General features: G+C 66.0%; 26 protein-coding genes. 12 read left to right on the forward strand and 14 right to left on the reverse strand.

Translation table 11 applies throughout. The features are described from left to right. Positions 1–128: 128 nt before the first annotated feature. Positions 129–527: a DUF3197 domain-containing protein gene (locus GO986_RS11100; RefSeq protein ID WP_157459376.1), complete on the reverse strand. Its 399-nt coding sequence runs from the start codon at positions 525–527 to the stop codon at positions 129–131. Positions 528–575: 48 nt separating this feature from the next. On the opposite strand from GO986_RS11100, the gene GO986_RS11105 reads away from it, so the two are divergent. Then, positions 576–1,274, forward strand: coding sequence for a S4 domain-containing protein (locus GO986_RS11105; protein WP_157459377.1), 699 nt, complete (start codon positions 576–578; stop codon positions 1,272–1,274). Between the two features lie 2 nt (positions 1,275–1,276). Continuing rightward, complete coding sequence (zapE, locus tag GO986_RS11110; RefSeq protein WP_369409316.1) at positions 1,277–2,281, forward strand: cell division protein ZapE; 1,005 nt, start codon at positions 1,277–1,279, stop codon at positions 2,279–2,281. A gap of 567 nt (positions 2,282–2,848) precedes the next feature. Here zapE and dnaG read toward each other — a convergent pair. Beyond that, a complete protein-coding gene (gene dnaG, locus GO986_RS11115) occupies positions 2,849–4,624 on the reverse strand; it encodes a DNA primase (protein WP_369409324.1) in 1,776 nt (591 codons plus the stop codon). 218 nt (positions 4,625–4,842) lie between these two features. Between dnaG and GO986_RS11120 the strand changes: the two genes are divergently transcribed. Both GO986_RS11120 and GO986_RS11125 read left to right on the forward strand, forming a co-directional pair. After that, positions 4,843–5,160 (forward strand): cupin domain-containing protein, encoded by a 318-nt coding sequence (locus tag GO986_RS11120; RefSeq protein WP_157459379.1) that lies wholly within the window; start codon positions 4,843–4,845, stop codon positions 5,158–5,160. A 127-nt stretch (positions 5,161–5,287) separates the two neighbouring features. Beyond that, positions 5,288–5,863 (forward strand): type 1 glutamine amidotransferase domain-containing protein, encoded by a 576-nt coding sequence (locus GO986_RS11125; RefSeq protein ID WP_157459380.1) that lies wholly within the window; start codon positions 5,288–5,290, stop codon positions 5,861–5,863. 181 nt (positions 5,864–6,044) lie between these two features. On the opposite strand, the gene GO986_RS11130 is transcribed toward GO986_RS11125, so the two are convergent. The 5 genes from GO986_RS11130 to gcvT form a co-directional block, all read right to left on the reverse strand. After that, a complete protein-coding gene (locus tag GO986_RS11130; RefSeq protein WP_157459381.1) occupies positions 6,045–6,242 on the reverse strand; it encodes a hypothetical protein in 198 nt (65 codons plus the stop codon). Further along, entirely contained in the window at positions 6,239–6,688 is a 450-nt protein-coding gene (locus GO986_RS11135; protein WP_198170601.1) for a nucleotidyltransferase family protein, read from the reverse strand. Before GO986_RS11135 ends, GO986_RS11130 begins: the two co-directional genes overlap by 4 nt. A 309-nt stretch (positions 6,689–6,997) precedes the next feature. After that, entirely contained in the window at positions 6,998–9,865 is a 2,868-nt protein-coding gene (gene gcvP / locus GO986_RS11140; RefSeq protein ID WP_157459382.1) for an aminomethyl-transferring glycine dehydrogenase, read from the reverse strand. Positions 9,866–10,010: 145 nt separating this feature from the next. Beyond that, complete coding sequence (gene gcvH / locus GO986_RS11145; protein ID WP_157459383.1) at positions 10,011–10,373, reverse strand: glycine cleavage system protein GcvH; 363 nt, start codon at positions 10,371–10,373, stop codon at positions 10,011–10,013. A gap of 107 nt (positions 10,374–10,480) precedes the next feature. Beyond that, complete coding sequence (gene gcvT, locus GO986_RS11150) at positions 10,481–11,551, reverse strand: glycine cleavage system aminomethyltransferase GcvT (RefSeq protein WP_198170603.1); 1,071 nt, start codon at positions 11,549–11,551, stop codon at positions 10,481–10,483. Positions 11,552–11,621: 70 nt separating this feature from the next. On the opposite strand from gcvT, the gene GO986_RS23570 reads away from it, so the two are divergent. From GO986_RS23570 to GO986_RS11170, 6 genes are read left to right on the forward strand one after another with little or no spacing between them, the layout of a single operon-like run. Continuing rightward, on the forward strand, positions 11,622–12,065 hold the full coding sequence (locus GO986_RS23570) for a DUF6979 family protein (protein ID WP_439648710.1): 444 nt from the start codon (positions 11,622–11,624) through the stop codon (positions 12,063–12,065). Then, the gene (locus GO986_RS23600) at positions 12,062–12,310 is read left to right on the forward strand and encodes a 2'-5' RNA ligase family protein (protein WP_232337748.1); all 249 of its coding nucleotides are present in this window, start codon (positions 12,062–12,064) and stop codon (positions 12,308–12,310) included. The genes GO986_RS23570 and GO986_RS23600 overlap by 4 nt, the downstream gene beginning before the upstream one ends. Positions 12,311–12,330: 20 nt before the next feature. Then, complete coding sequence (locus GO986_RS23605; protein WP_232337749.1) at positions 12,331–12,597, forward strand: hypothetical protein; 267 nt, start codon at positions 12,331–12,333, stop codon at positions 12,595–12,597. 10 nt (positions 12,598–12,607) lie between these two features. After that, positions 12,608–12,853 carry an NUDIX hydrolase N-terminal domain-containing protein gene (locus GO986_RS22915; RefSeq protein ID WP_232337750.1) on the forward strand — a complete coding sequence of 82 codons (246 nt, stop codon included), beginning with the start codon at positions 12,608–12,610 and terminating at the stop codon, positions 12,851–12,853. After that, the gene (locus GO986_RS22920) at positions 12,844–13,230 is read left to right on the forward strand and encodes an NUDIX domain-containing protein (RefSeq protein ID WP_369409317.1); all 387 of its coding nucleotides are present in this window, start codon (positions 12,844–12,846) and stop codon (positions 13,228–13,230) included. Before GO986_RS22915 ends, GO986_RS22920 begins: the two co-directional genes overlap by 10 nt. 46 nt (positions 13,231–13,276) lie before the next feature. Next, on the forward strand, positions 13,277–13,909 hold the full coding sequence (locus GO986_RS11170; RefSeq protein ID WP_157459385.1) for an SDR family NAD(P)-dependent oxidoreductase: 633 nt from the start codon (positions 13,277–13,279) through the stop codon (positions 13,907–13,909). Here the strand turns inward: GO986_RS11170 and GO986_RS11175 are convergent. The 6 genes from GO986_RS11175 to hisF all read right to left on the reverse strand — a co-directional run bounded on the left by GO986_RS11175 (position 13,906) and on the right by hisF (position 18,652). Continuing rightward, positions 13,906–14,586 (reverse strand): lysoplasmalogenase family protein, encoded by a 681-nt coding sequence (locus tag GO986_RS11175; RefSeq protein WP_157459386.1) that lies wholly within the window; start codon positions 14,584–14,586, stop codon positions 13,906–13,908. The genes GO986_RS11170 and GO986_RS11175 overlap by 4 nt on opposite strands. Beyond that, positions 14,583–15,131, reverse strand: a complete 549-nt coding sequence (locus GO986_RS11180) for a 5-formyltetrahydrofolate cyclo-ligase (RefSeq protein WP_369409318.1) — start codon at positions 15,129–15,131, stop codon at positions 14,583–14,585. The genes GO986_RS11175 and GO986_RS11180 overlap by 4 nt, the downstream gene beginning before the upstream one ends. Positions 15,132–15,139: 8 nt before the next feature. Beyond that, complete coding sequence (locus GO986_RS11185) at positions 15,140–15,931, reverse strand: phosphodiesterase (protein WP_198170605.1); 792 nt, start codon at positions 15,929–15,931, stop codon at positions 15,140–15,142. Positions 15,932–16,104: 173 nt separating this feature from the next. Further along, positions 16,105–16,980 carry a DUF4394 domain-containing protein gene (locus tag GO986_RS11190; protein WP_157459388.1) on the reverse strand — a complete coding sequence of 292 codons (876 nt, stop codon included), beginning with the start codon at positions 16,978–16,980 and terminating at the stop codon, positions 16,105–16,107. Between the two features lie 135 nt (positions 16,981–17,115). Next, entirely contained in the window at positions 17,116–17,787 is a 672-nt protein-coding gene (gene hisIE, locus GO986_RS11195) for a bifunctional phosphoribosyl-AMP cyclohydrolase/phosphoribosyl-ATP diphosphatase HisIE (protein ID WP_157459389.1), read from the reverse strand. A gap of 64 nt (positions 17,788–17,851) precedes the next feature. Continuing rightward, positions 17,852–18,652 carry an imidazole glycerol phosphate synthase subunit HisF gene (gene hisF / locus GO986_RS11200; RefSeq protein WP_157459390.1) on the reverse strand — a complete coding sequence of 267 codons (801 nt, stop codon included), beginning with the start codon at positions 18,650–18,652 and terminating at the stop codon, positions 17,852–17,854. Positions 18,653–18,945: 293 nt separating this feature from the next. Between hisF and GO986_RS11205 the strand changes: the two genes are divergently transcribed. Together GO986_RS11205 and GO986_RS11210 are read left to right on the forward strand one after the other, a co-directional pair. Further along, positions 18,946–19,371: a response regulator gene (locus GO986_RS11205; RefSeq protein ID WP_369409319.1), complete on the forward strand. Its 426-nt coding sequence runs from the start codon at positions 18,946–18,948 to the stop codon at positions 19,369–19,371. Positions 19,372–19,424: 53 nt separating this feature from the next. Next, the gene (locus GO986_RS11210) at positions 19,425–20,261 is read left to right on the forward strand and encodes a DUF72 domain-containing protein (RefSeq protein WP_157459392.1); all 837 of its coding nucleotides are present in this window, start codon (positions 19,425–19,427) and stop codon (positions 20,259–20,261) included. Positions 20,262–20,265: 4 nt separating this feature from the next. Here GO986_RS11210 and GO986_RS11215 read toward each other — a convergent pair whose 3' ends face one another. Further along, positions 20,266–21,408 (reverse strand): acyl-CoA dehydrogenase family protein, encoded by a 1,143-nt coding sequence (locus tag GO986_RS11215; RefSeq protein WP_157459393.1) that lies wholly within the window; start codon positions 21,406–21,408, stop codon positions 20,266–20,268. Between the last annotated feature and the right edge of the window lie 104 nt (positions 21,409–21,512).

Here is a 21,512-nt window from a genome sequence, read left to right on the forward strand (position 1 = left end):
CCTCGGTTCAGGCCGCGCAGCGGCGCGGGGAGTGAGAAAACGCAGACAGGGCGCACATCTGGCATCGTGTCACGCCAAGTCTTACCGCCTTCGTGCAAACTCCGGACACTGGGGCGGGGGCGGCGGCCCTACCGCCCGCCAAAGATTCCAGGGTCAACCGGGGCGCTGGCCGCCACCACCCGCGCCACACGGGCCGCGTCCGGTTCGGTCAGCAGTTCAGCGGCCTCGGGGGCGCCCACCACCGCTTCTCGCAAGGCCAGCCCTGCCGAGGCGCCCCAGTGCACCAGCTCCGTCAGGGCGCGCCGGCCCGCCGGGCCAAAGCGTGGCCCGAAGGCGCGGGCCAGCACGACCGTTTCGCCCGGCAGGTGCAGCAGCGCGCCGTAAGCCGCGCCCTCGCGTTCGCCCTGCCGGTCGGTGACCAGAATCAGCTGCCCGCCCGAGAGGTGAGCGCTCCCAAAGCGCGCCTGGACCGCGGCCCACGATTCCTGTGGGGCGCCGCCCACGCCCAGCGGCTCTGTAATGTTCATGGGTGCAGCATAGCCCTGTGCCCCTGGGCGCGCACTATTCTGGGCGGCATGAGCGCCCCCCTTCCCACCCTTATCGCCCAGGCACGGGGCGGCCGGGTCGTCCGCACGCCGTTTCTGAACGCCGACGACATAGACCGCCGCCTGCTGAGTGGCGACGACCTGAAACACAAGCTGGCCGGCGGCTTTCCCGACGCCCGCCGGGTGGTCCTGACCCTGTACCCCGCCCATATTCCCGAAGTGGACAGCGGCGTGACCGTCTACCGCGTGACCCCAGATGAGGGCGGCCCGCCCTGGGACCTGCAGGACTTCAGCGTGCAGCTGCGGCGCCTGGGCCTGAATGAAGACCAGCTGGGTGACCTGCGTGAGGAACGCGGCGGCTTTCTGCTGGCGGCCACGGGCAAGGCCGCGCAGGCCCTGAGTGCTCTAAGCGAATTGGGCGGCCGCCCGGTGGAGGTCGAAGAGGTCGGCGAGAGCGCCGGCAAAGGCAGCAAGCTGCGCGAGGTCGTGGTGCCGTCCATGCGGGTGGACGTGGTGGGCGCCAAGGGCTTTGGGGTCAGCCGCGCGTACTTTCAGCAGGGCATTGACGGCGGCAAGGTGCGCCTGAACGGGGCCCCGGCGCGGGCCAGCAGCGAGATCCGGGAAGGCGACTCTCTGAGTGCTGACGGCCTGGGCCGCATTGATTTCAAACGGGTGGTCAACGAAACCCGGCGCGGCAATTACAAGGTCGAACTGGACGTCCACAAGTAACCGTGATTGACCTGACCGCGCGCAATCCGGTGCCCAACCCCAGCGACCTGACGGCCGAACTGGTGCCCAGTCCGCGCTACCGGCAGGTGCGCTTTGAGACCTACCACCCCAACCCCGATTACCCCAGCCAGGCGGCGGCCCGCACGGCCCTCCAGGCATTTTTGAAGGGCGCGCAGGTGCGGCCCGGCGGGTTTCGGCTGTTTCGCCGCGCCAAGCCCGAGGGCCGAGGGCTGTATCTGGACGGCGGCTTCGGCGTGGGTAAAACCCACCTGCTGGCCAGCGCCTGGCACGCCGCGCAGGGCACCGCCGCCCTGATGAGCTTTCAAGACCTGATGTACATCATCGGCGCCCTGGGCATGATCCGCGCGGTGGACGCCTTCCGGCAGCATGACCTGCTGCTGATTGACGAGTTTGAGCTGGATGATCCGGGCAATACGCACATGGCCAATACCTTCTTAGGCCAGTTGATGCCGGGCGGCACCAGCGTCATCGCCACCAGCAACACTGAACCCGGCGCGCTGGGGCAGGGCCGCTTTAACGCCACCGACTTTCAGCGGCAGATTCAGGGCATTGCCAGCCGCTTTGACACCTGGCGTATTGACGGCCCCGACTACCGGCAGCGCGGTGTGCGGCCCGAGGACACCCTGAGCGCCGGAGAATACGCCGCCTGGGAAGCGCGCCAGAATCCGGTCACATTGGCCCGGATCAGTCACCGGGACCTGAGCCGGCATCTGCTGCAGGTGCATCCCAGCCGGTTTGCGCAGTTGCTGCAGGGGGTGGGGGCGGTGGGGGTCACGGACCTGGCGGCCATGCCTGACCAGAACGTGGCGCTGAGGTTCGTGCATTTTATTGACAAGTTGTATGACCTGGGGCTGCCGGCGGCGTTTACGGGGCAGAGTCTGGGGGGGCTGTTTATCGATACGTACCGGCATGGGGCGTATGCGAAGAAGTACAGCCGGTGTTTGTCTCGGCTTTCGGAGGTGTTGAAGGAGGCGCGGGTGGGGTGAAGGGGGGTTATGTAGATGTATGTTTCCCCGATTGCCCCACCCCCCAGCCTCCTTCCCCAGAGGGGTAGGGGGAGCAGACGTTGGCACTGGGCAAGAGTTTTGACTGGAGTTGGCGGGATTGCTCCATTCGGTAACGTGTCCGGCTTCGACGCCATCCTTCGCCGCACCGGAAGGGCCTGCGCGCTGCGCGCACAATGGCCTCGCCTGGACCTGGGCGATAGGGGGCAGGAAGGCTTGGTGCGTTCGGTAGGTTCTACTTTTGAAAAGACAGAAGGCGCCGTTGCTCTTGTGCGCTTGCCTTTGAAAAGTAGAACCTCGTGTTTGAAGCGTTCCTGCCTGCCACTTTTACAAGGCAAGCAACGGAAGCCGTCGTGCGCGCAGCGCGCGGGCGTGAGACGATGGGCGGCAGGTATGCCACGGCGTCCACAGCGCTGAGAGGCCTGGCCTTTCCGCCGCGCCACTTATCCCTGCCTAGCGCAGCGCTGCTCCCCCTGCCCCTCTGGGGGAGGGGGCTGGGGGGTGGGGCAATCCGGGCAAACGAGCGCGTCCAACCAGCCTTCTCCGCCCTTAAGCACTCCCCCGCCGCATCCGCTTCTCCGCCTCAATCGCCCGCTGCAAATCCTGAATCTGCCGCAGCAGCCCGAGCTGCTCGGTGGGCGCCGCCCCTGCCACCTGCGCCTTCAGTAGATCCACCTCAGCCCGCAGCGCGTCAATGCTCAGGCCCACCTGAATGTCGTCTACAGCAGCAGCGGCATACGCCCCCACCTTCTGCTCGTACTGCTGACTGTTCTCCCGCCCAATCGTGCCCGCGTCGCGGCCCTCGAACATCAGGCGAATGAGGAGCTGTTCCTCAGGCTGTCCCCGGAACACTTCCAGAATATCGTCAGGACTCTGGGCGCCGCGTGCCGCCAGCATGACCTTGCGAACGGCCTCGTTGCGCCACGGCATGGAACCGTCCAGCTTGGCCAGCAGGCTGGGATCTACCAAAAGCTGTTTGAGCAGTGCCAGCTCGCGGTCTTCCTCGGCCCGGGCGGTGCTCATGCCCGCCAGGTGGGTATCGGTCAGCGTGCGGCGCTTGGCCTTGCTGGCAATCCATTCCATCAGGGCGTCAGGCTTGATGCCCAGCGTTTCGCAGGCGGCGGCGCGCACACCCTCGGCAATCTCGTCCAGGGGGTCGAGGTTCTGCATACGGGGCAGCAGTTCCATCAAGATGCGGCGCTTGCCCTCGCTGGTGGCGGTGCCGTGTTTTTCAATGGCGGCCTGCACGCGGTAGCGCACTTCATCCAGGCCACTGGCCAGCGCGCGGCGCAGGCTCTCGTCATCGCCGGCCAGCAGGGTGTCGGCGGGGTCTTTGCCGCTGGGCACACTGGTTGCTCGCACCCGGAACTTGGCCCCTAGCACTTGGTCCAGCCCCGAGAGGGTGGCTTTCAGCCCCGCCTCGTCGCGGTCAAACAGCAGCACGAGGCTCTGGGCGCCCAGGCGTTCCAGCAGCGCGGCGTGTTCGGCGGTCAGGGCGGTGCCCAGGGACGCCACAGCCCCCGTAAAGCCGTGCTGGTGCATGGTAATCACGTCCATGTAGCCTTCGACCACCACCAGATCGGCGCCGCTGCTCAGACCACCCCGAGCCTTGTCCAGCCCATACAGCAGTTCGCCCTTGCGGAACGCCTCGGTTTCTGGCGTGTTCAGGTACTTGGGCTTGCTGTCGTCCAGCACGCGGCCCCCAAAGCCCACCAGGCGGCCCAGATGGTCGCGGATAGGAAACATCACGCGGGCACGGAAGCGGTCGTACACGCGGCCAGATTCCGGGTTCTCGGTCAACAGACCGGCCTCTAGCAGTTGCCGTTCGCTGACGCCCTTCACGCGGGCGTGCTTGAGCAGGCCGTCCCAGCCGTCGGGTGCGAAGCCCAGTTCAAAGGCGTCAATGGTCGCCGGGGTCAGGCCACGCCGGGCCAGGTAGTCGCGGGGCGCTGCGCCCAGAGGACCGGCCAGGCTGTCGCGGAAATAGCCCAGGGCAAAGGCGTTCACGTCGTACAGGTCGCGGCTGCTGCGCTCGCCGTACTTGGCTTCTACCTGCACGCCCGCCTTCTCGGCCAGTTTGCGCAGGGCGTCCCCGAAACTTAGGTTCTCAGTGCGCTGCACGAAGGCGAACACGTCGCCGCCCGCCTTGCAGCCAAAGCAGTAGAAATAGCCCTGCTCGGTGTCCACCTGAAAGCTGGGGCTCTTTTCCTTGTGGAAGGGGCACAGGCCCTTCAGGCGGCCCTTACCTGCTGGGGTAAGGCGCACGTATTCGCCCACCACGTCCGCGATGTTCAGCCGCGAACGAACGTCCTCCTTGGTGCCGATGTGTCCTCACCCCCCTGGGCTCAGCGGCCCGATAGACGGCCAGTGTACTCTGCCTCTGCGTGTTCCCGCTAGAGCCAGAAAATGACCTCTGGGACAGCAAAAAAAGCATGAGAGACGGGGAGGCCGGCCTGAACGGTCTCCCGCCCCCTTTAGTCCACATAACCGCGTCTGAAGGTGTCCCTCATCCCCCCGGAAACCGGACAGGCGAGGCTGGGCACATGACCAGCAGCTACAAAGTCAGCCAGAGCGACACGACCCACGGCCCCGAAGGCGAGCACCACCTGATTCGCGGCGAGCAGAGCAGCATGCGCCTGTGGCACCGCGAGGAGCCCAGCGGCGAGAAGCCCGAAACCATGAACGAGTACGAGACGCTGGGCTACGTCATCGAAGGCCGCGCCGAGCTGACCGTGGACGGCCAGACCATTGCGCTGGCGCCCGGCGATTCCTACCGCGTGCCTATGAACGCGCCGCACGCCTACCGCATTCTGGAAACGCTGACGGCCGTGGAAGTCACCAGCCCGCCCACCGAGAAGTAAACGCACTGGAGTCCAGGCGCCGCTCAGCCCACCGCTGGGGCGGCGCTCTTTCTTGCCCAAGCCCTCATGAACTTGCCTTCAGGGCGCCGTCACCCCGCCTGAGCCCTTTCCCGGCACGCTAAGGCGCATGAGCGACCAGACAGGGAAGCCGCTGGCCGGCAAAGTGATTGCCATTCTCGCCGCCGATGGAGTGGAGCAGGTGGAACTGGTGAAACCCAGAGAGGCGCTGGAAGCTGCCGGGGCCACCACCCACCTGATCAGCCTGAAGCCAGGCCAGATTCAGAGTATGGAAGGCGACATCACGCCCAAAGACAAATACGACGTGGACCACACGGTCACGCAGGCCAACCCCAGCGACTACGACGGCCTGCTGCTACCCGGCGGCACCGTCAACCCCGACAAGCTGCGGCTGGACGCCTACGCCATGCAGTTTGTGCGCGCCTTTTATGACCACGGGCAGCCTATGGCCGCGATCTGCCACGGGCCCTGGAGCCTGAGCGAAACGGGGATCGCCAAAGGGCTGAAAATGACCAGTTGGCCCAGCCTGAAGCACGAGCTGGAGCTGGCGGGTGCCGAGTGGGTGGACAAGGAAGTTGTCGTGGACCGGGGCATCGTGACCAGTCGGAAGCCGGACGATATTCCTGCATTTATTGAGAAAATGATTGAGGAATTTCAAGAGGGGGATCACAGCAGCAAACGGTAGAAGGGGAGAGGCGGGCCGCAGCGCCCGCCTCTCCCTTGCATACATGAGATTGAGGCAGTTTGGAAATGCTGTGCTGGACGCTGTGAATCAGTTGAATGCGTGAGAGTTGACACTGGGTGCATATCGGGCTATCTTGGTTTTATCACCGCCGAAGAAGGCGGGTTTTTTATTTTGTACGAGTTTACCTTTGAACGGCTATCTCCTTCTTCAAAGGACGAATGGTCACGACGCGCTCCATCGGCTCTTTGTCGGCACCCCACATAGCGCGCAGGCGGAATACTTCCATGACCCGTTCCTCTGGCGTGCGGTCACGCCATTCGGCTGAAGCCGGGGGCTCGGCGCCCTTCTGGTAAATCTTGACGGTGGCTTTGCGGGTCATGAATCTCCCAGTTCTTCTATGTCGGCCAGATCGCGCAAGCGGCCTGTGGCGCGTTTGTTCGTCTTGAGTGTCTCTATATCCAGCACAGGGGCTGAATAACCTGCCAGCGAGAGCATCACGCGACGCGGGTAGGCCTCGCTAAATGTCACGCCATCCAGGGAGGTCAAGAGGTCAATGCGGTTCGGTTCATAACCGAGTTGAACCACGATGTTTTCTGTCAGAAAGTCCTGCTCAGTCAGGCCCAGGCTACTGAAACCGAAGTCACGCAGAGCTGCTACAAGTCTCTGTGCGTTATCCACGCTGATCTCTAACCAGATGTCCAAGTCTTTGGTGTATCGCGGGTGGCCGTGGGCAGCTAAGGCAAATGCGCCTGCTACCAGGTACCGCACTTGACGCCCATTCAGCGCTTCCAAAAAGTCACGGAAATCGTCGGAGAGGTGCGTCACGACTTCAGTTTAGAACGGGCTCAGCTCGTTATTGGAGTCCGGCCCGCCCAGGCCCAGGCTGGGGCAGCCCAGGAATTTTAGTGAAGCGGTTCAGGGCGGTCGTGGGATATGGCGTCTTCATAGAGCCTGACTGGTGTAGCGGGTGAAAGACGGAGTGAGGCTAGATCGCTTGCGTCCTCAATCAACTGACTGCAATGCGAGAAAACGCTCACAGTCCGTTAAATGCTGCGGCCTGAAATGGGCTGGGCCACAACGAAAAACAACGGCTTCCATCTGGGAGCCGTTGCAGGTCTGGAATCGTGAGGTGATTTACGCCTCGACGTAATCCTCCACGGGCGGGCAAGAGCACACAAAATTCCTATCGCCATACACGTTGTCCACGCGGTTCACGGCCGGCCAGTATTTCCACGCCTTCTGCGTGCTCGTGGGGTAGGCCGCCGTTTCGCGGCTGTACGCGCGGTTCCAGTTCTCCGCGATCAGGTCGGCCTGGGTGTGGGGCGCGTGCTTCAGCGGGCTGTCCCCAGCCGTAATCAGCTCGTCCTGCACATCCTGAATCTCGCGGCGAATACCCAGCATGGCCTGAATAAAGCGGTCTAGCTCGGCCTTCGGCTCGCTCTCGGTGGGCTCGATCATCAGCGTGCCGGGCACCGGGAAGCTCATGGTGGGGGCGTGGAAGCCGTAGTCCATCAGGCGCTTGGCCACGTCTTCTTCGGTCACACCCGTGGCCTGCTTCAGCGGGCGCAGGTCAATGATGCACTCGTGCGCCACGCGCTCGTTGCGCCCGGTGTACAGCACGGGGTAGGCGCCCTTGAGCCCCTGGGCAATGTAGTTGGCGTTCAGCAGGGCCACCTGCGTGGCCTTCTTCAGCCCCTGCGCGCCCAGCAGGCGAATGTACAGGTACGAGATAGGCAGGATGCTGGCGCTGCCATAGGGCGCAGCACTCACGGCCCCCGTCTCGCTCTCGTTCACGGCGCGCACGACGTGGTTGGGCAGGTAGGGGGCTAGATGCGCCTTTACGCCAATGGGGCCCATGCCGGGGCCGCCGCCGCCGTGGGGAATGGCAAACGTCTTGTGCAGGTTCAGGTGGCTCACGTCGCTACCGATCAGGCCGGGCTTGGTCAGGCCCACCTGGGCGTTCATGTTGGCGCCGTCCAGGTACACCTGCCCGCCGTGCTGGTGAATCAGCTCGCAGGCTTCCGTCACGCGCTCCTCGTACACGCCGTGGGTGCTGGGGTAGGTGATCATCAGGGCGCCCAGGTTGGCGCTGTGTTTCTCGGCCTGCGCCTTCAGGTCGTCCATGTCGATGTTGCCGTCGGCGTCGGTCTTCACGACGACCACCTGCATGCCCATCATGGCGGCACTGGCAGGGTTGGTGCCGTGGGCGCTGGCCGGAATCAGGCAGACGGTGCGGTGGCTCTCACCGCGCGCCTCGTGGTACTTGCGAATAACCAGCAGACCCGCGTACTCGCCCTGGGCGCCGCTGTTGGGCTGCAGGGACACAGCGTCGTAGCCGGTAATGTCGGCCAGCCACGCTTCCAGTTCCGCCAGCATCTCGGCGTAGCCCTCGGTCTGGTCGGCGGGGGCAAAGGGGTGCAGCTGCCCAAACTCCGGCCAGGTCACGGGAATCATTTCCGTGGTGGCGTTCAACTTCATGGTGCAGGAGCCCAGCGGAATCATGCCGTGCGTCAGGCTGTAGTCCTTGTTCTCCAGGGACTTGAGGTAGCGCAGCATCCCGTGTTCGCTGTGGTGGGTGTTGAAGACGGGGTGGGTGAGGTAGTCCGTGGTGCGCTTGAGGTCCCCAGGAATGCCGTCCACTGCCTGCGCGTCCAGCGCCAGCACGTCAGCTTGCTGCCCGGTAATAGCTTCGATCAGGTCGCTCAGGTCGGCCACTGTCACGGTCTCGTCCAGGCTGACCGAGATGCGGCCGTCCTCGTAGCGCAGATTCAGGCCCTTGGCCGCAGCACGCTCGCGGATGCTGGCCGCGTCGCCTTCAAAGCTCAGGGTGTCGAAGAAGGCGGCGTTCACCGTCAGGCCCGCGTCGGTCAGTGCCTTGGCCAGAATGCCGGTCAGGCGGCTGACGCGCTCGGCAATCGTCCCGATGCCCTTCGGCCCGTGATACACGGCGTAGGCGGCAGCCATGTTGGCCAGCAGGGCCTGCGCAGTGCAGATGTTGCTGGTGGCCTTCTCGCGGCGGATATGCTGCTCGCGGGTCTGCATCGCCATGCGGTAGGCGGTATGGCCGCGCGCGTCCTTGCTCACGCCGATCACGCGGCCAGGCATAGAGCGCTCAAAGCTCTTCTGGCAGGCCAGGAATGCCGCGTGTGGCCCACCAAAGCCCATAGGCACGCCGAAGCGCTGGGCGCTGCCAATCACGATGTCGGCGCCCATCTCGCCCACGGGCTTGACCGCTGCGCTCGCCAGCAGGTCGGTGGCGGCAATCAGCAGGCCGCCCGCCGCATGCACCCGCTCGGCAATGGGGAAGAGGTCGTGCAGGTCGCCGTAAGTACCGGGGGTCTGCACCAGCGCGGCGAAGGTGCCCTCGGGCAGCTCAGCGTCGGCGGGGCCGGTCACGATGTCGTAGCCAAAGTATTCAGCGCGGGTCTTGATGACATCCAGCGTCTGTGGGTGCACGTCCTGCGCCACGTACAGCGTGTTGCCCTTGCTCTTGCCCGCGCGCTTGGCCAGGGTCATGGCCTCGGCGGCGGCGGTGGCCTCGTCCAGCAGGCTGGCATTGCACACCGGCATGGCCGTCAGGTCCATGATGGCCTGCTGGAAGTTCAGCAGCATTTCCAGGCGGCCCTGCGAAATCTCGGCCTGATAGGGGGTGTAGGCGGTGTACCAGCCGGGGTTTTCCAGCAGGTTGCGCAGCACGACGCCCGGCGTGTGCGTGCCGTGGTAGCCCATGCCGATATAGCTGCGGAACACCTTATTCTTCTGCGCCACAGCCTTCAGGTCGGCCAGCGCCTGGGCTTCGGTGACGGGGCCGCCCACCTGCAGCTCGCCGTCAAAGCGGATGCTTTCGGGCAGGGTGGAGTCGCTCAGTTCATCCAGGCTGGCCACCCCCAGCCCCTGAAGCATCTCGGCCTGTTCGGCGTCGGTGGGGCCAATGTGGCGGTCCGTAAAGTCGGCGGTTTGCAGCAGGTCGGTCAGGCTGGTTCTCTGAAGATTGGGGGTCATGGGGACTCCTGGGGTGGGTGGCCCACCAGAGACCCGGCGGGCAATAGGAGAATGTGCCCTCCCACGGGGCGAAGAGCTCTAAAGGGGAGGGCCAGGCTGAGGGAAAGGGTGGCCAGCGCGCGGCCGGCGCGCCTCCCCCAGGCGTTCAGTTATTCGCGCTGGTGTAGGCGTCAGCGTCCATCAGGTCGCCTTCGCCCGTTACGTCCAGCTTGAACAGCCAGCCGCCTTCGTAGGGCGCGCTGTTGACCAGTTCGGGGGTGCCGCTCAGGTCCTCGTTCACGGCGACCACGGTGCCGCTGGCGGGGGCATAGATATCGCTGGCCGTCTTCACGCTCTCCACAACCGCAATGGTCTCGCCGGCTTCAATGACGCGGCCAACTTCGGGCAGCTCGACATACACCACGTCGCCCAGCTGTTCCTGCGCGAAGTCGGTGATGCCCACGGTGCCGTCTGCAGAGAGCCATTCGTGCGAGGCGGCGTATTTCAGGTCAGAGGGGGTGTTCGTCATGGTGTGTATTCTCCGGGGTTTGGGAGGGGAAATGTGTGGGAAAGGGCGCGCAGGAATCGGAGAGGCGGGACGCAGAGTGTTGAGCGCGGACCGCCTCCCGCACTCCACTACGCCTTATAAAACGGCAATTCCATGCGCGTCGCCGAGTGGTCCTTGCCGCGCACCTCGACTTCAAAGGTCTCGGCGGTGGCGTAGGCGGCTTCGACCAGCGCCATGGCAATCGGGTGGCCCAGGGTGGGGCTGCTGGTGCCGCTGGTCACGTGGCCCACGACCTGCCCCGCCACCTTGACGGGGTAGCCTTCGCGCACTGGCACGCGCTCCAGTTTCAACCCGACTAGCTTCTGCGCCGGCGCCAGACTGATGTGATCCCGGCCCACATGGGCCTTATCCTTGACCACCCAGGCGTAGGTACTCGACAGGGGATGAATGGTGTCACTGAACTCGTGGCCGTACAGCGGAAAGCCCGCTTCCAGACGCAGGGTGTCGCGTGCGCCCAGGCCAGCCGGGGTCAGACCGATGGCCAGCAGCTTGTCCCAGACGGTTTCGGCCTCGCTCGCGTCGGCAAAGACCTCAAAGCCGTCCTCGCCGGTGTAGCCGGTGCGAGCCAGCCAGACGTCAAAGCCAAACAGCTTGGTCTGAAAGAAGGCATTCTTCTTTTTGGCGCCCAGGTCGGTGTCGGTGTGGGGTTGCAGCAGTTCAGCGGTCTTCGGTCCCTGCACCGCCAGCAGGCCCCAGCGGTCGCTTTCATCGGTCAGGGTGACGTCAAAGCCCTGGGTGTGGGCGTTTAGGTGCGCCCAGTCCTTGGCAATGTTGCCCGCATTGACCACCATCAGGTACTCGCCGTCCCGCACCATGTAGATGTAGATGTCGTCCACCAGGCCGCCCTGTACGCCTGGCAGCCAGTTGTACTGGGCGCGGCCAGCTTTCAGTTTGCTGACGTCGTTGGTGGTCACGCTCTGCAAGAAGGCCAGGGCGCCTTCGCCGGTAACGCGGAACTCGCCCATGTGGGACACGTCAAAGACGCCCGCGCCGGTCCGGACGGCGTCATGTTCGGCTTTCAGGCCGCTGTACTGCACCGGCATATCCCAGCCGCCAAAGGGCACCATGCGGGCCCCGGCGCGCAGGTGCGCGGCGTGCAGAGGCGTCCGCTTCAGCGGCTCTTGGGGGGTGTCGGTCATGGGAAAATCGTACCGGAAGAGGTGGTTGGGCGTCCGGGCGGTCTGGACGTACAGTAGAGTAAGCTGGCCTATGCAATCTGCTCTAGATGACGTCTCAGCGCGGCAATCTGTGGTTCTGGGCACGGTGTACGAACGGCTGACGGAATGGGCTGTGGCTGGTCTGCGCGCGGGGCTTACGCCGCAGGAGGCCTGGGCGCAGGCGCAAGCCCAGGTTGCGGGCCGGCCATCCACGCTGACGAAGGGGTGCCCACGGGCTGCCTTCATATCCTTGGTGCAGGGCGGGCATGTGGCGGGTGTAACTCCGCAACGTCCGCCTAACGCCATGCGCCTGAATGGTCGGCACGCCCTGGCTGCGGTACAGACGCAAGAGGCCCATCCAGACCTGCTGAACGACAAGAGGGGCTGGTGGGCCGCAGTGCAAGCAGAGAGGGGCATCACCCGCGCCAATCACAACGGCGTGCTGGATGTGGTGCGCGCCCTGATTGTGCTGGGCGCTCTTCAGTCTCACCCGTGACAGCCTCACACCTCCTGGCGCTGCTGCCCCCGACCGAACTAGCCGGGCGGGTGAAGACATTCCGCGCCGCACAGGGGATTCAGGACGCAGCGGCGGTGCCGCACGTGACGGTCAAGGCCCGTAGCGGGTTGGACGATCCTCCAAGTTGGCTGGGTCTGGCGCGTGCCGTGGCCGCCGAGACCGCGCCGGTGTCCCTAACCTTCGGCGGACCGAAGCTGTTCGGGGTGAACGCGCGTTGTATCTGACAGTGCAGAGTCCCAGTGCCTTGGCCTTACACCTGGCGCTGCTGGCCGCCTTGAAGCCCGAGCAGCAATTCAGTTCAGAGGGCACAGGCATGACGCCCCACCTGACGCTGGCACTGGGCCGGCGGGGCGTGGACCTCAATTCGCTGTTCATGGCTGCTCAGCGCGAGTTTGCCGATCTGGCGGCGGCGCCACTGACCTGGACCGCCTCTGAGTTGGTCTGGCTGCGTAAGGCTGGGCTGGGCGCCGTCTATCTTCAGGTGGAGGCGTGGCCGCTGGGCGGCGGGTAAAGTCGCGTCTATGCCCACCCTGGCCCAGCTGAGAGAATTCCAGAGCATCGCCCAGGCGGGGCTGACCTACACCCGCGATCCCTACGACCGCGAACGCTTTGCGCGCCTGCGCGACCTGACCGCTGACTTGCTGGCCGAGCAGACGGGGCAATCTCCAGCGACGGTGGCGGGCCTGCTGGAGGTTGAGGAGGGGTATCTCACACCCAGGTGGATGTTCGGGCCGTCGTACTCAACGAACGAGGCGAGGTGCTGCTGACCCGTGAGGCTTCGGACGGGCGCTGGAGTTTACCGGGCGGCTGGGCCGACCCCGGCGAGAGTCCCCGTGAAATAGCGGTGCGCGAGGTCCGCGAGGAAACGGGCCGCGAGGTCCAGGCTCTGCGGCTGCTGTCTGTCGTGGACAAGGCCAAGCATCCGCACCCGCCGGACCAGTGGGCTGTGTACAAATTGTTCCTGCACTGCGAGCTGGTGGGCGCCGGGGCCGGCGTGCATCAGGCCAACCTTGAAACCACCGACAGCGGGTTTTTTCCGCTGGACGCCCTGCCGCCTCTGAGCCTGAGCCGCAACCTGCCGGAGCAAGTGCGCCGCGCCGTCACGCTGGCCCAGAATCCGGCGCTGGGGGTGGACGTGGACTGAGCGCAGGCGTACCGTTTCTCAGGCCAGTCTGGTCTTGACTGACCGCATGACGGTCATGGTGCTGGGGGCAACGGGTGGAATCGGCGCGGCAACCGCCCGCGCGTTTGCGGCGGGGGACACCCTCTTTCTCTCAGGGCGGAATGAAGCGCGCCTGCTGGCCCTCGGCCGCGAGCTGGGGGCGCAGGCCAGGGCCGCCGACCTGAGCTACGAAAGCCACGTGCGCGCTCTATTTGAAGGGTTACCCGCCCCGCTGGACACGCTGGTCTACGCGGCGGGCGCCGCCCGGCCCGGCCCGCTGGCCGAGGCTGACCCTGCCCAGGTGCGCGCCGTCTGGAATGCCAATTACTTTGGAGCGCTGTGGGTGCTCAAGCATGGGCTGCGGCATCTGAACACTGGCGGGCGCGTGTACCTTCTGGGCGCCCGCCCCGAACTGATCACGGCGCGCGGCTTTGCCCAGTACGCCGCCAGCAAGGCGGCCCTGGCCCGCGCCGCCGATGTGTCGCGGCTGGAACACCGTAGCCTGGGCTTCACGCTGGTGCTGCCCTCAGCGGTGGACACGGAGTTGTGGGCGCAGGTGGGCCGCGTGCCTAAAGGAGCACTGGCCCCGGCCGCCGTGGCCCAGGCCATCGTGGCCGACCGCGTGGGGCCGCCCCAGACTGAACTGCGGGTGGACGCCTAAGCGGTCTGTTCCTGGCGCGTCAGAGTCAGCAGGCCGTCCACCAGACGGCGCTGGGCGGCGGCGTAGAGGGACAGCATCAGCGCCTCGGTCAGGGCGCGACTCAGGCTGCCTCTCCGCAGGTAGCGCCGCACCAGAATCAGCAGGTCCGAGGCCACAAACATCCAGCCGCCCGCGCGCAGGTGGCGGCTCGCCTCTGGAGGAAGGCGCGGGTCAGCGGCCAGCAGCGCCATCAGTGAGAGCAGGGCGCCGTAGCCGCTAAGAACCGGCAGGCTGGCGCGGTCATGGCGCCACAGGAGGGCCAGACCGACCCCCGCTGCTGCTCCTCGCAGGGGCCAGTGCCCTGTGTGTGGCCGGGCGCCGCGCCCCCACAGCAGACCGATATACAGGGCCTGGGCCAGCGCGTACCACGCCGCGCCGCGCTGGAAACCGGCTGGGTGGCCCTGCGGGTCCGGCAGATGGGTGGCCGTGGCGATCTGGAACCCGCCCAGCCCCGACGCCCCCAGGGCGCCTAGCAGCAGGGCGGTGTCGCGGGGGTGTCGCTCAGGGGCACGGGCCAGCACCTCGGCGGCCAGAGTCAAGATCAGGCTGACCTCGGCCGCCTGATGGGCGCGCGGGTTGTCGAGTGCACCCGCCGCCACGGTGGCGGCCGCACTGAGGCGAAAGGGCCAGCTGGTCATGGGGAGAGTCCCTGAGCTGCCTGCACGCCGTGCTCGGTGGCCAGCCACGTGGCTGGGCGGTCATGTGGCTCGGCCGGCAGTGTGGGCACCAGCAGCGCAGTGGGAATAACCCCCACCTTCAGACCAGCAAAGTTGGGCAGCAGGCGGTCGTAGAACCCGCCGCCGTAGCCCAGGCGCACGCCGCGCCGGTCATAAGCCAGGGCGGGCAGCAGCACCGCGTCCACGCTGGCCAATGGCACCTGCGGCGCGTCGGCCGGCGGTTGCCAGGCGCCAAAGCGGCTGAGTTCGGTGGCGGTGTCCCAGGGGTGCAGGGTCAGGTGTGGCTGCGGCCGAAAGCGGGCGCGGGTGGTGAGCAGGTCAAAGTCGTCGGCCAGCCCCGCCACATCCGGCTCGCCGCTTAGGGCACGGTAGGCCAGCACCCGCCGGGCCCCGTGGGCGTGCAGAAAAGTGCGGAGGTGACCCGTGATAGTGGCCGACACGTCTGGCTGCGCCGCGCGGACCTGCCTGGCCCAGGCCCGCCACTCGGCTTTGGTGATAGGGACCACTGAAGCGCTCAGTCGGCCCACCTCTGCCCGTCATGCAGCGTGACCCAGGGGGCTGCCTCCGGCACGGCCGTGAAGGAGGTCAGGCCGCCCTCTGCGGTCCAGCGGTGCAGCAGCGCCAGCGGCGGCTGGTACTGAATCACCAGCTTGTCTGGTTGTGCCCAGGCCGGCTGAAAGGTGGCGTCGGTGCCGGGGCAGGTCATCACGGTGGTGTGGGCAAAACTGGCGGTCAGTGGCAGATGAACGTGGCCGGCCACCACCCGCACCACCTGGGGATGGTGCGCCACCACCGCGCAGAACTCGGCGTGCCCCCGCAGCCCGATGTCGTCCAGCACCTGCAGACCCGTCTGAACCGGTGGGTGGTGCATGAACAGCAGCGTGGGGCGCGCCGGTGCCTGGGACAGCACCTCGTCCAACCAGGCCAGGCGCTGGGCGCATAGCTCGCCGCCGCCGTGACCGGGCCACTGGGTATCCAGGCCGATCAGACGCAGCGGAAAGTTCTCGACGACGTACTGCATAAAGCTCTCGCAGGCTTCGCCGGGTGGGGGTCGGCGCGACAGCAATTCAGCGCGGTCATCATGGTTGCCCGGCACCACGAAGACTGGCATGGGGAGCGGCTCTAATGCCGCCTCGAATTCGTCGTACTCGTCGGGGTGGCCGTGGTCTGTGCAGTCGCCCGTGATCAGCACGGCGTCGGGAGGCTGAGGCAAAGTCGCCACGAACGCCACCGCGCGGCGCAGGGCGGCGGCCTTGTGCGGCCGGGTACGGTCCACATGGGGGTCACTGAGCTGGGCAAGAAGCATGGCGGAACACCTCGGACAGGGGCGAAACGGGGGAGATGGGCCTACAGGGCAGGCCACGAGTCGGCAGGAACGTAGCTGCATTGTGCCAGCCCAGAAGGCCCGGTGCGAGCCGTCTCCAGAAAATCGCGCGCCCGGCCATGACAGCCAGAGCGCGCGATTTAAGAAAGGGAAGATTACTGAGTGGCCAGGCCCAGGGCAAAGCTCTTGAGGCTCACGCCGCTGACGGTGGTCTTCAGGGTGGCGGCGCCAGTGGTCAGGTTGACCGTGTAGAAAGTGGTGTTGCTACCTGCGTTGGAGCTCAGATAGGCGGCACTGGCGCCGGCGATGTCAAAGCCGGTTGAGCCGACCGAAACATCCTGGCCCAGGGCACCCACAGACGTCATGGCGTTGAACTGCGGGCCAACGCTGTGCTTGACCAGCACGTCCAGGTCGGCGTCGACCGTGTAGAGGTCAGTCGTGGTGCCGGCATTGACCGCCTGGTTGGCACTGTTGTTAAACGAGTTGGTGTAGGCCGCCGCCGCAATGTTGGGATTCTTGGCTGCGTTGGTGTCCACGAAAGCGAAGGTGCCGTCCGCCGTGGTGCCGCCAGTCGCATTCACAGGCGCGCTGGACACCGTATGACGGAAGTTCAGATCGCTGGTCCCCACCACGCGCAGGCGGTTGGCCACGGGGTTGAAGTCGGCGGCGACCACGGTGGCGCCGCTCAGAGCGACGGTGCTGTCGTCGACGGCCGTGCCGGTCACGGTGGTCGTACCAGCGGTGACGTTGAACCTGTACACCGTACCCGTGTTGCTGAAGCCGTACAGTCGGTTGTCAGTATTGCGAACGTCCAGATCGACCAGTGTTTCGCCGTTGCCTATCCCCGACACACTCACAGTGGTCAGACTGGCGTTGGCGTTGTCCAGGCCGAAGGTGACCAGCTGGCCGCTTGCGGTGAGGCCGTAGACCAATTGACCGATAGGGGCGACGGGCGCAACAGGAGTAGGGGTGCGCGTGCAGGATGCCAGAGCGAGGGCCGAAACCAGGGCCAACAGAGCAGTTTTTTTCATTTTTCAATCCTCCTGGGATGGTGGATGCTCAAGCCTTTTCTCAGACGACCGGAGCGCTCCTCTGCAGACAGTTAAGCTGGCCGGAGCTCATTAGATTGCGGCTCCTGTTCATTTCTTCTTCATGGTTGGCGGACCCTACCCCACTTCTTTGGGGCCTTTAAGGCCGGTTTTGCCTTCGCGGGCCTGCAGGACCGCCGCCACATCAGCAGGCGTGACTCCCACTTCAGCCAGGGCAAACAGCGTGTGAAACAGCAGGTCGGCGGCCTCGGTCGCCAGCTCGGCGCGGTCCCCATTCTTGGCGGCCAGCAGCACCTCGCCCGCCTCCTCGCTGATTTTTTTCAGCACGCGGTCTAGGCCGCCGGCGTGCAGCCGGGTCACGTAGCTCTGTTTGGGCAGAGTGGCCAGGCGCTCGGTGATGGTGGCGTAGATGCGCTCCAGGGTGCCGTCCAGGCCAGTGTCCGGGGTGCGGCCCTCCAGCAGCGGCCGGTGAAAGCAGGAGTACGCCCCGGTGTGGCAGGCGGGGCCGCTTTGCTGCACGCGGTAGAGCAGACTGTCGCCGTCGCAGTCGGTTTGCACGGACACGACCTGCTGGGTGTGCCCGCTGGTCGCGCCCTTGACCCACTGTTCCTGGCGCGAGCGGGAGTAGTAGGTGGCTTCGCGGGTCGCCAGTGTGCGTTCCACGGCAGCGCGGTCAGCCCAGGCCTGCATCAGCACGGCGCCGCTGTGGGCGTCTTGGGTCACGACCGGAATCAGGCCGCTCTGAGGGTCAAAGGTCAGGGTGTCAGGCGAAAGGAGTTCAGCAGTCATGGGGTGCCCTCCGGGCAGGGAGTAAAGAGTGAGCAGTGAGGGAAAGCCAACAGCCTCCGCCCACTCACCATTGACCACTCCGTTCTCGCCATTCCGGGCGTACAGCCAGCCCCTCGCCCTTCAGGTACGTCTTGACCTGCGGCACTGTCAGCTCGCCGAAATGAAAGACGCTGGCGGCCAGGGCGGCGTCGGCGTGGCCGCCCGCTAGGCCGCCGCTCAGCACATCCCGGAAGTCCTCCAGGCGGCCTGCCCCGCCCGAGGCAATCACAGGAATGTCTACGGCGCGGGCCACGGCGCGGGTGGCCTCCAGGTCAAAGCCGGCGCGGGTGCCGTCGGCGTCCATGATGTTCAGGCACAGCTCGCCCGCGCCCAGCGCCTGCCCACGCGCGGCCCACTCCAGCAGGTCCAGCCCCGTATCCACCCGTCCGCCCGCGCGGTAGACGTTCCAGCCGCCGCCGGGACGCCGCTTAGCGTCAATACTCAGCATCACGCACTGCGCGCCGTGGTGGTCGCTGGCTTCCCGAATGAGGTCGGGGCGGGTGATGGCCCCGCTGTTCACGCTGATTTTGTCGGCCCCGGCCAGGAGCAACTGCCGGAAGTCCGAGAGGTGGTTCACGCCGCCGCCCACCGTCAGCGGCATCATGACCTGCTCGGCGACCCGCGCGGCCACGTCCAGCATCAGGCTGCGGCCCTCATGGGTGGCGGTGATGTCGTAGAAGACCAGTTCGTCGGCCTGCTGCGCCTCGTAGGCCTGAGCCAGCGCCAGGGGGTCCCCGGCGTCGCGGTGGTTCTCAAAAAAACGGACATTCTTGACCACCCGCCCGTTTTGCACGTCCAGGCAGGGGATAATGCGCTTGGTCAGCATGCGGGCCAGTCTACGCGGCGCGGCGGCGCCCCGGACCGGGCCTGTCAAGAGGACGCCCCTTCGTCCAGTGTGAATCCACCAGCGCTGGACCACTCTTTCTTAAACAATCTTTAACGCTTCCTCATGGTCTTTGCTAGACTCTGGGTCACAGGCCGCCTTCCCTTGTGGACCTGCCGCTGTTCACGCCACCACCATTTTCCTTTTCTTCTTCTCTGCGGTGGATACTGCGCTCGTCTTCTGCCTGGTCGGCGGCGCATTCCGCTCCAACTCAAAGCTGTTGTTTGGGGGGTTTTGTGAGCCGCCATATTCTGCTGATTGACGACAACGCCAACGATGTCGAGCTGGCCCTGACGGCCCTGGGGGACACGGAGACGGCGCCCGCACAGGTGAGTGTGGCCCTGGGGGGCCAGGAAGCCCTGAGCCTGCTGCGCAGAGCCCGCACCGAGGGCGCCCTGCCCGACCTCGTGCTGCTGGACCTGAAGATGCCCCAGATGGACGGCCTGGCGGTGCTTGACGCCATCCGCGCTGAACCGGGCCTGGAAACGCTGCCTGTGGTGATGCTCACGACCAGCGGCGAGGGCCGCGACATCCGCGAGTCGTATGCCCACGGCGCCAGCGGTTACGTGGTCAAGCCGCTGGACTTCACGCAGTTTCGGGAGGCCCTGCGCACCATTCAGGCGTTCTGGACCACGCTCAACCGCGTGCCCCGGCCCTCCTGACCAAACATTCAGACTTCCGGCAGTCTGCCGGCGCCACCCCGTACCCTGACCCTATGCGTGTGTATATCGGCTGTGGAGGATACAGCAACGAGGACTGGGCCGCGCCTGGCCTGCTGTACGAGGGCGTGCGCAAGGACGACTATCTGGCGACCTACGCCGCGCACTTTGACGCCGTGGAGCTGAACAGTCCTTTTTACGCCATTCCGGGCCTGAAGGCCTTTGAGGGCATGGCGCGCAAAAGTGGCGGTCACACCCGCTTTGCCGTAAAGTTGAACAAGGTCTTTACCCACGACCGCGCCCCCACCGACGCCGACTTTGACCGGATGCTGCAAAGCCCCGAGCCGCTGCGCGAGGCCGGGCTTATGGGGCCGTATCTGGCCCAGTTTCCGTATTCCTTTCACCGCACGGCCGCCAACCGTAAATATCTGCTGGGCCTGGCCGAGCGCTTTGCCGGGCACGAACTGGCCGTCGAGTTCCGGCACACCGAATGGGACAAACCTGAGGTGCGTGAAGGCATGGCCGAACACGGCCTGCTGTGGGTCAGCCCCGATTACCCGCCAGCGGGCGGCCTGCCCGAGCCGCAGCTGCATGCCACGGGCGACGTGGGCTACTTGCGCCTGCACGGCCGCAACGCCGGCAGCTGGTGGGAAGGGCAAAGCGCCGCTGAGCGCCACGACTACCGCTACAGCCGCGCTGAACTGGACGAGTGGGCGCAAAAGATTGCCCTGGTGGCCGAGGACCTCTCGGAGCTGTACATCTTTTTCGAGAACACCACCAAAGGCCACGCCCTGAAGAACATCCCCACATTGCGTGAGGCCCTAAACGCCCACGGCGTGCCGGTGGCAACCCCTGACCCGGCACAGCGCTCAGGCGAGGACCGGCTGCTTTAAGGCCTCACGCCAGCAGGTCGCGGGCGATAATCAGCTTCTGAATCTCGCTGGTGCCCTCGTAGATGCGCAGCAGGCGCTGGTCGCGGTAAAAGCGCTCTATGGGCGAGTCCTTCATGTAGCCCATGCCGCCGGCCACCTGCACCGCCTGATCGGCCACCTTCGACAGGGCCTCGGTGGCGTGGTACTTGGCCACGCTCGCCATGCGGCGCACGTCCTGGCCCTGGTCGGCCAGCCAGGCCACCTTCTGCCACAGCACGCGGCTGGTCTGCACGGCGATGTCCATCTCGGCCAGCATGAACTGCACCGCCTGAAAGTTGGCAATCGGCTGGCCAAACTGTTCGCGGGTCTGGGCATGGGCCACCGAGAGGTCGAGCAGGCGCGCCATGGCTCCGGTGGCGCGCGCGGCAATGCCCACCCGGCCAGCGGTCAGGATGCCCAGTGCCTCACGGTAGCCCTGGTGTTCGGGGCCCAGCAGGTTGGCGGCCGGGACCTCAGCGTCCTGAAAGATGACCTCGGCGCTCAGGGCGCCTTTCTGGCCCATCTTCTCGTCAATTTTGCCGATGCTGACCCCCGGCGTGGCGTGCGGCTCGACCAGGAAGGCACTCATGCCGCGTGTGCCCTGGTCGGGGTCTGTGACGGCGATAACGGTCAGCAGACCCGCAATAGGCGCGTTGCTGATGTAGTGCTTGGTGCCGTTCAGGACGTAGGTGTCGCCCCGCTTCTGGGCGCGGGTGCGGATGCTGGCGGCGTCCGAGCCGCTGCTGGGCTCTGTGAGGGCAAAGCCGGCAAGGCACTCGCCACTGGCCATGCGGGGCAAAAACCGCGCTTTTTGCTCTGGCGTCCCCAGCCGTACCAGCCCGCCCGTGCCGATGCTGGCATGCGCGCTAATAACCCCACCAAAGCCCATGTGGCCCTGGCCCAGCGCCTCGTAGGCGGCGCAGCGGCCCAGGGTGTTCAGGCCGGCTCCTCCGTACTCTTCTGGAATGCTCAGGCCAAACAGGCCCAGTGCGGCGGCCTCGCGCAGCAGATCCTGCGGCACGCGGTTGTCGGCCTCAATCTCGTGGGCGCGGGCCTCGACCCGGCGCAGCATGAAGTCGCGGATGGTCGCCTGCAACTCGCGCAGGTCGCTGGGCAGCTCGAAGTCCATGTGCGGCCCAGTGTAGACCTGCTGGCCGGCGCCGCAGGCCGGCAGCCATTGACACCCTGCGCCCTCCCCATTAAGCTGTGTGGGCCTGCAAGACGTGGGCGCGC

It is taken from the genome of Deinococcus arboris (genome assembly GCF_009755355.1).
GTDB lineage: Bacteria > Deinococcota > Deinococci > Deinococcales > Deinococcaceae > Deinococcus > Deinococcus betulae.

Excerpts from the sequence above, each read along its gene's own strand:
- GO986_RS11105 (WP_157459377.1), top strand. The coding sequence starts at position 576 with ATGAGCGCCCCCCTTCCCACCCTTATCGCCCAGGCACGGGGCGGCCGG.
- GO986_RS11210 (WP_157459392.1), top strand. The coding sequence starts at position 19,425 with ATGCGTGTGTATATCGGCTGTGGAGGATACAGCAACGAGGACTGGGCC.
- gcvT (WP_198170603.1), bottom strand. The coding sequence starts at position 11,551 with ATGACCGACACCCCCCAAGAGCCGCTGAAGCGGACGCCTCTGCACGCC.
- GO986_RS11185 (WP_198170605.1), bottom strand. The coding sequence starts at position 15,931 with ATGCTTCTTGCCCAGCTCAGTGACCCCCATGTGGACCGTACCCGGCCG.
- gcvP (WP_157459382.1), bottom strand. The coding sequence starts at position 9,865 with ATGACCCCCAATCTTCAGAGAACCAGCCTGACCGACCTGCTGCAAACC.
- GO986_RS11175 (WP_157459386.1), bottom strand. The coding sequence starts at position 14,586 with ATGACCAGCTGGCCCTTTCGCCTCAGTGCGGCCGCCACCGTGGCGGCG.
- GO986_RS11190 (WP_157459388.1), bottom strand. The coding sequence starts at position 16,980 with ATGAAAAAAACTGCTCTGTTGGCCCTGGTTTCGGCCCTCGCTCTGGCA.
- hisF (WP_157459390.1), bottom strand. The coding sequence starts at position 18,652 with ATGCTGACCAAGCGCATTATCCCCTGCCTGGACGTGCAAAACGGGCGG.
- GO986_RS11215 (WP_157459393.1), bottom strand. The coding sequence starts at position 21,408 with ATGGACTTCGAGCTGCCCAGCGACCTGCGCGAGTTGCAGGCGACCATC.
- GO986_RS11120 (WP_157459379.1), top strand. The coding sequence starts at position 4,843 with ATGACCAGCAGCTACAAAGTCAGCCAGAGCGACACGACCCACGGCCCC.
- GO986_RS11100 (WP_157459376.1), bottom strand. The coding sequence starts at position 527 with ATGAACATTACAGAGCCGCTGGGCGTGGGCGGCGCCCCACAGGAATCG.
- gcvH (WP_157459383.1), bottom strand. The coding sequence starts at position 10,373 with ATGACGAACACCCCCTCTGACCTGAAATACGCCGCCTCGCACGAATGG.
- GO986_RS11125 (WP_157459380.1), top strand. The coding sequence starts at position 5,288 with ATGAGCGACCAGACAGGGAAGCCGCTGGCCGGCAAAGTGATTGCCATT.
- hisIE (WP_157459389.1), bottom strand. The coding sequence starts at position 17,787 with ATGACTGCTGAACTCCTTTCGCCTGACACCCTGACCTTTGACCCTCAG.
- GO986_RS11170 (WP_157459385.1), top strand. The coding sequence starts at position 13,277 with ATGACGGTCATGGTGCTGGGGGCAACGGGTGGAATCGGCGCGGCAACC.
- GO986_RS11130 (WP_157459381.1), bottom strand. The coding sequence starts at position 6,242 with ATGACCCGCAAAGCCACCGTCAAGATTTACCAGAAGGGCGCCGAGCCC.
- GO986_RS22915 (WP_232337750.1), top strand. The coding sequence starts at position 12,608 with ATGCCCACCCTGGCCCAGCTGAGAGAATTCCAGAGCATCGCCCAGGCG.
- GO986_RS23570 (WP_439648710.1), top strand. The coding sequence starts at position 11,622 with ATGCAATCTGCTCTAGATGACGTCTCAGCGCGGCAATCTGTGGTTCTG.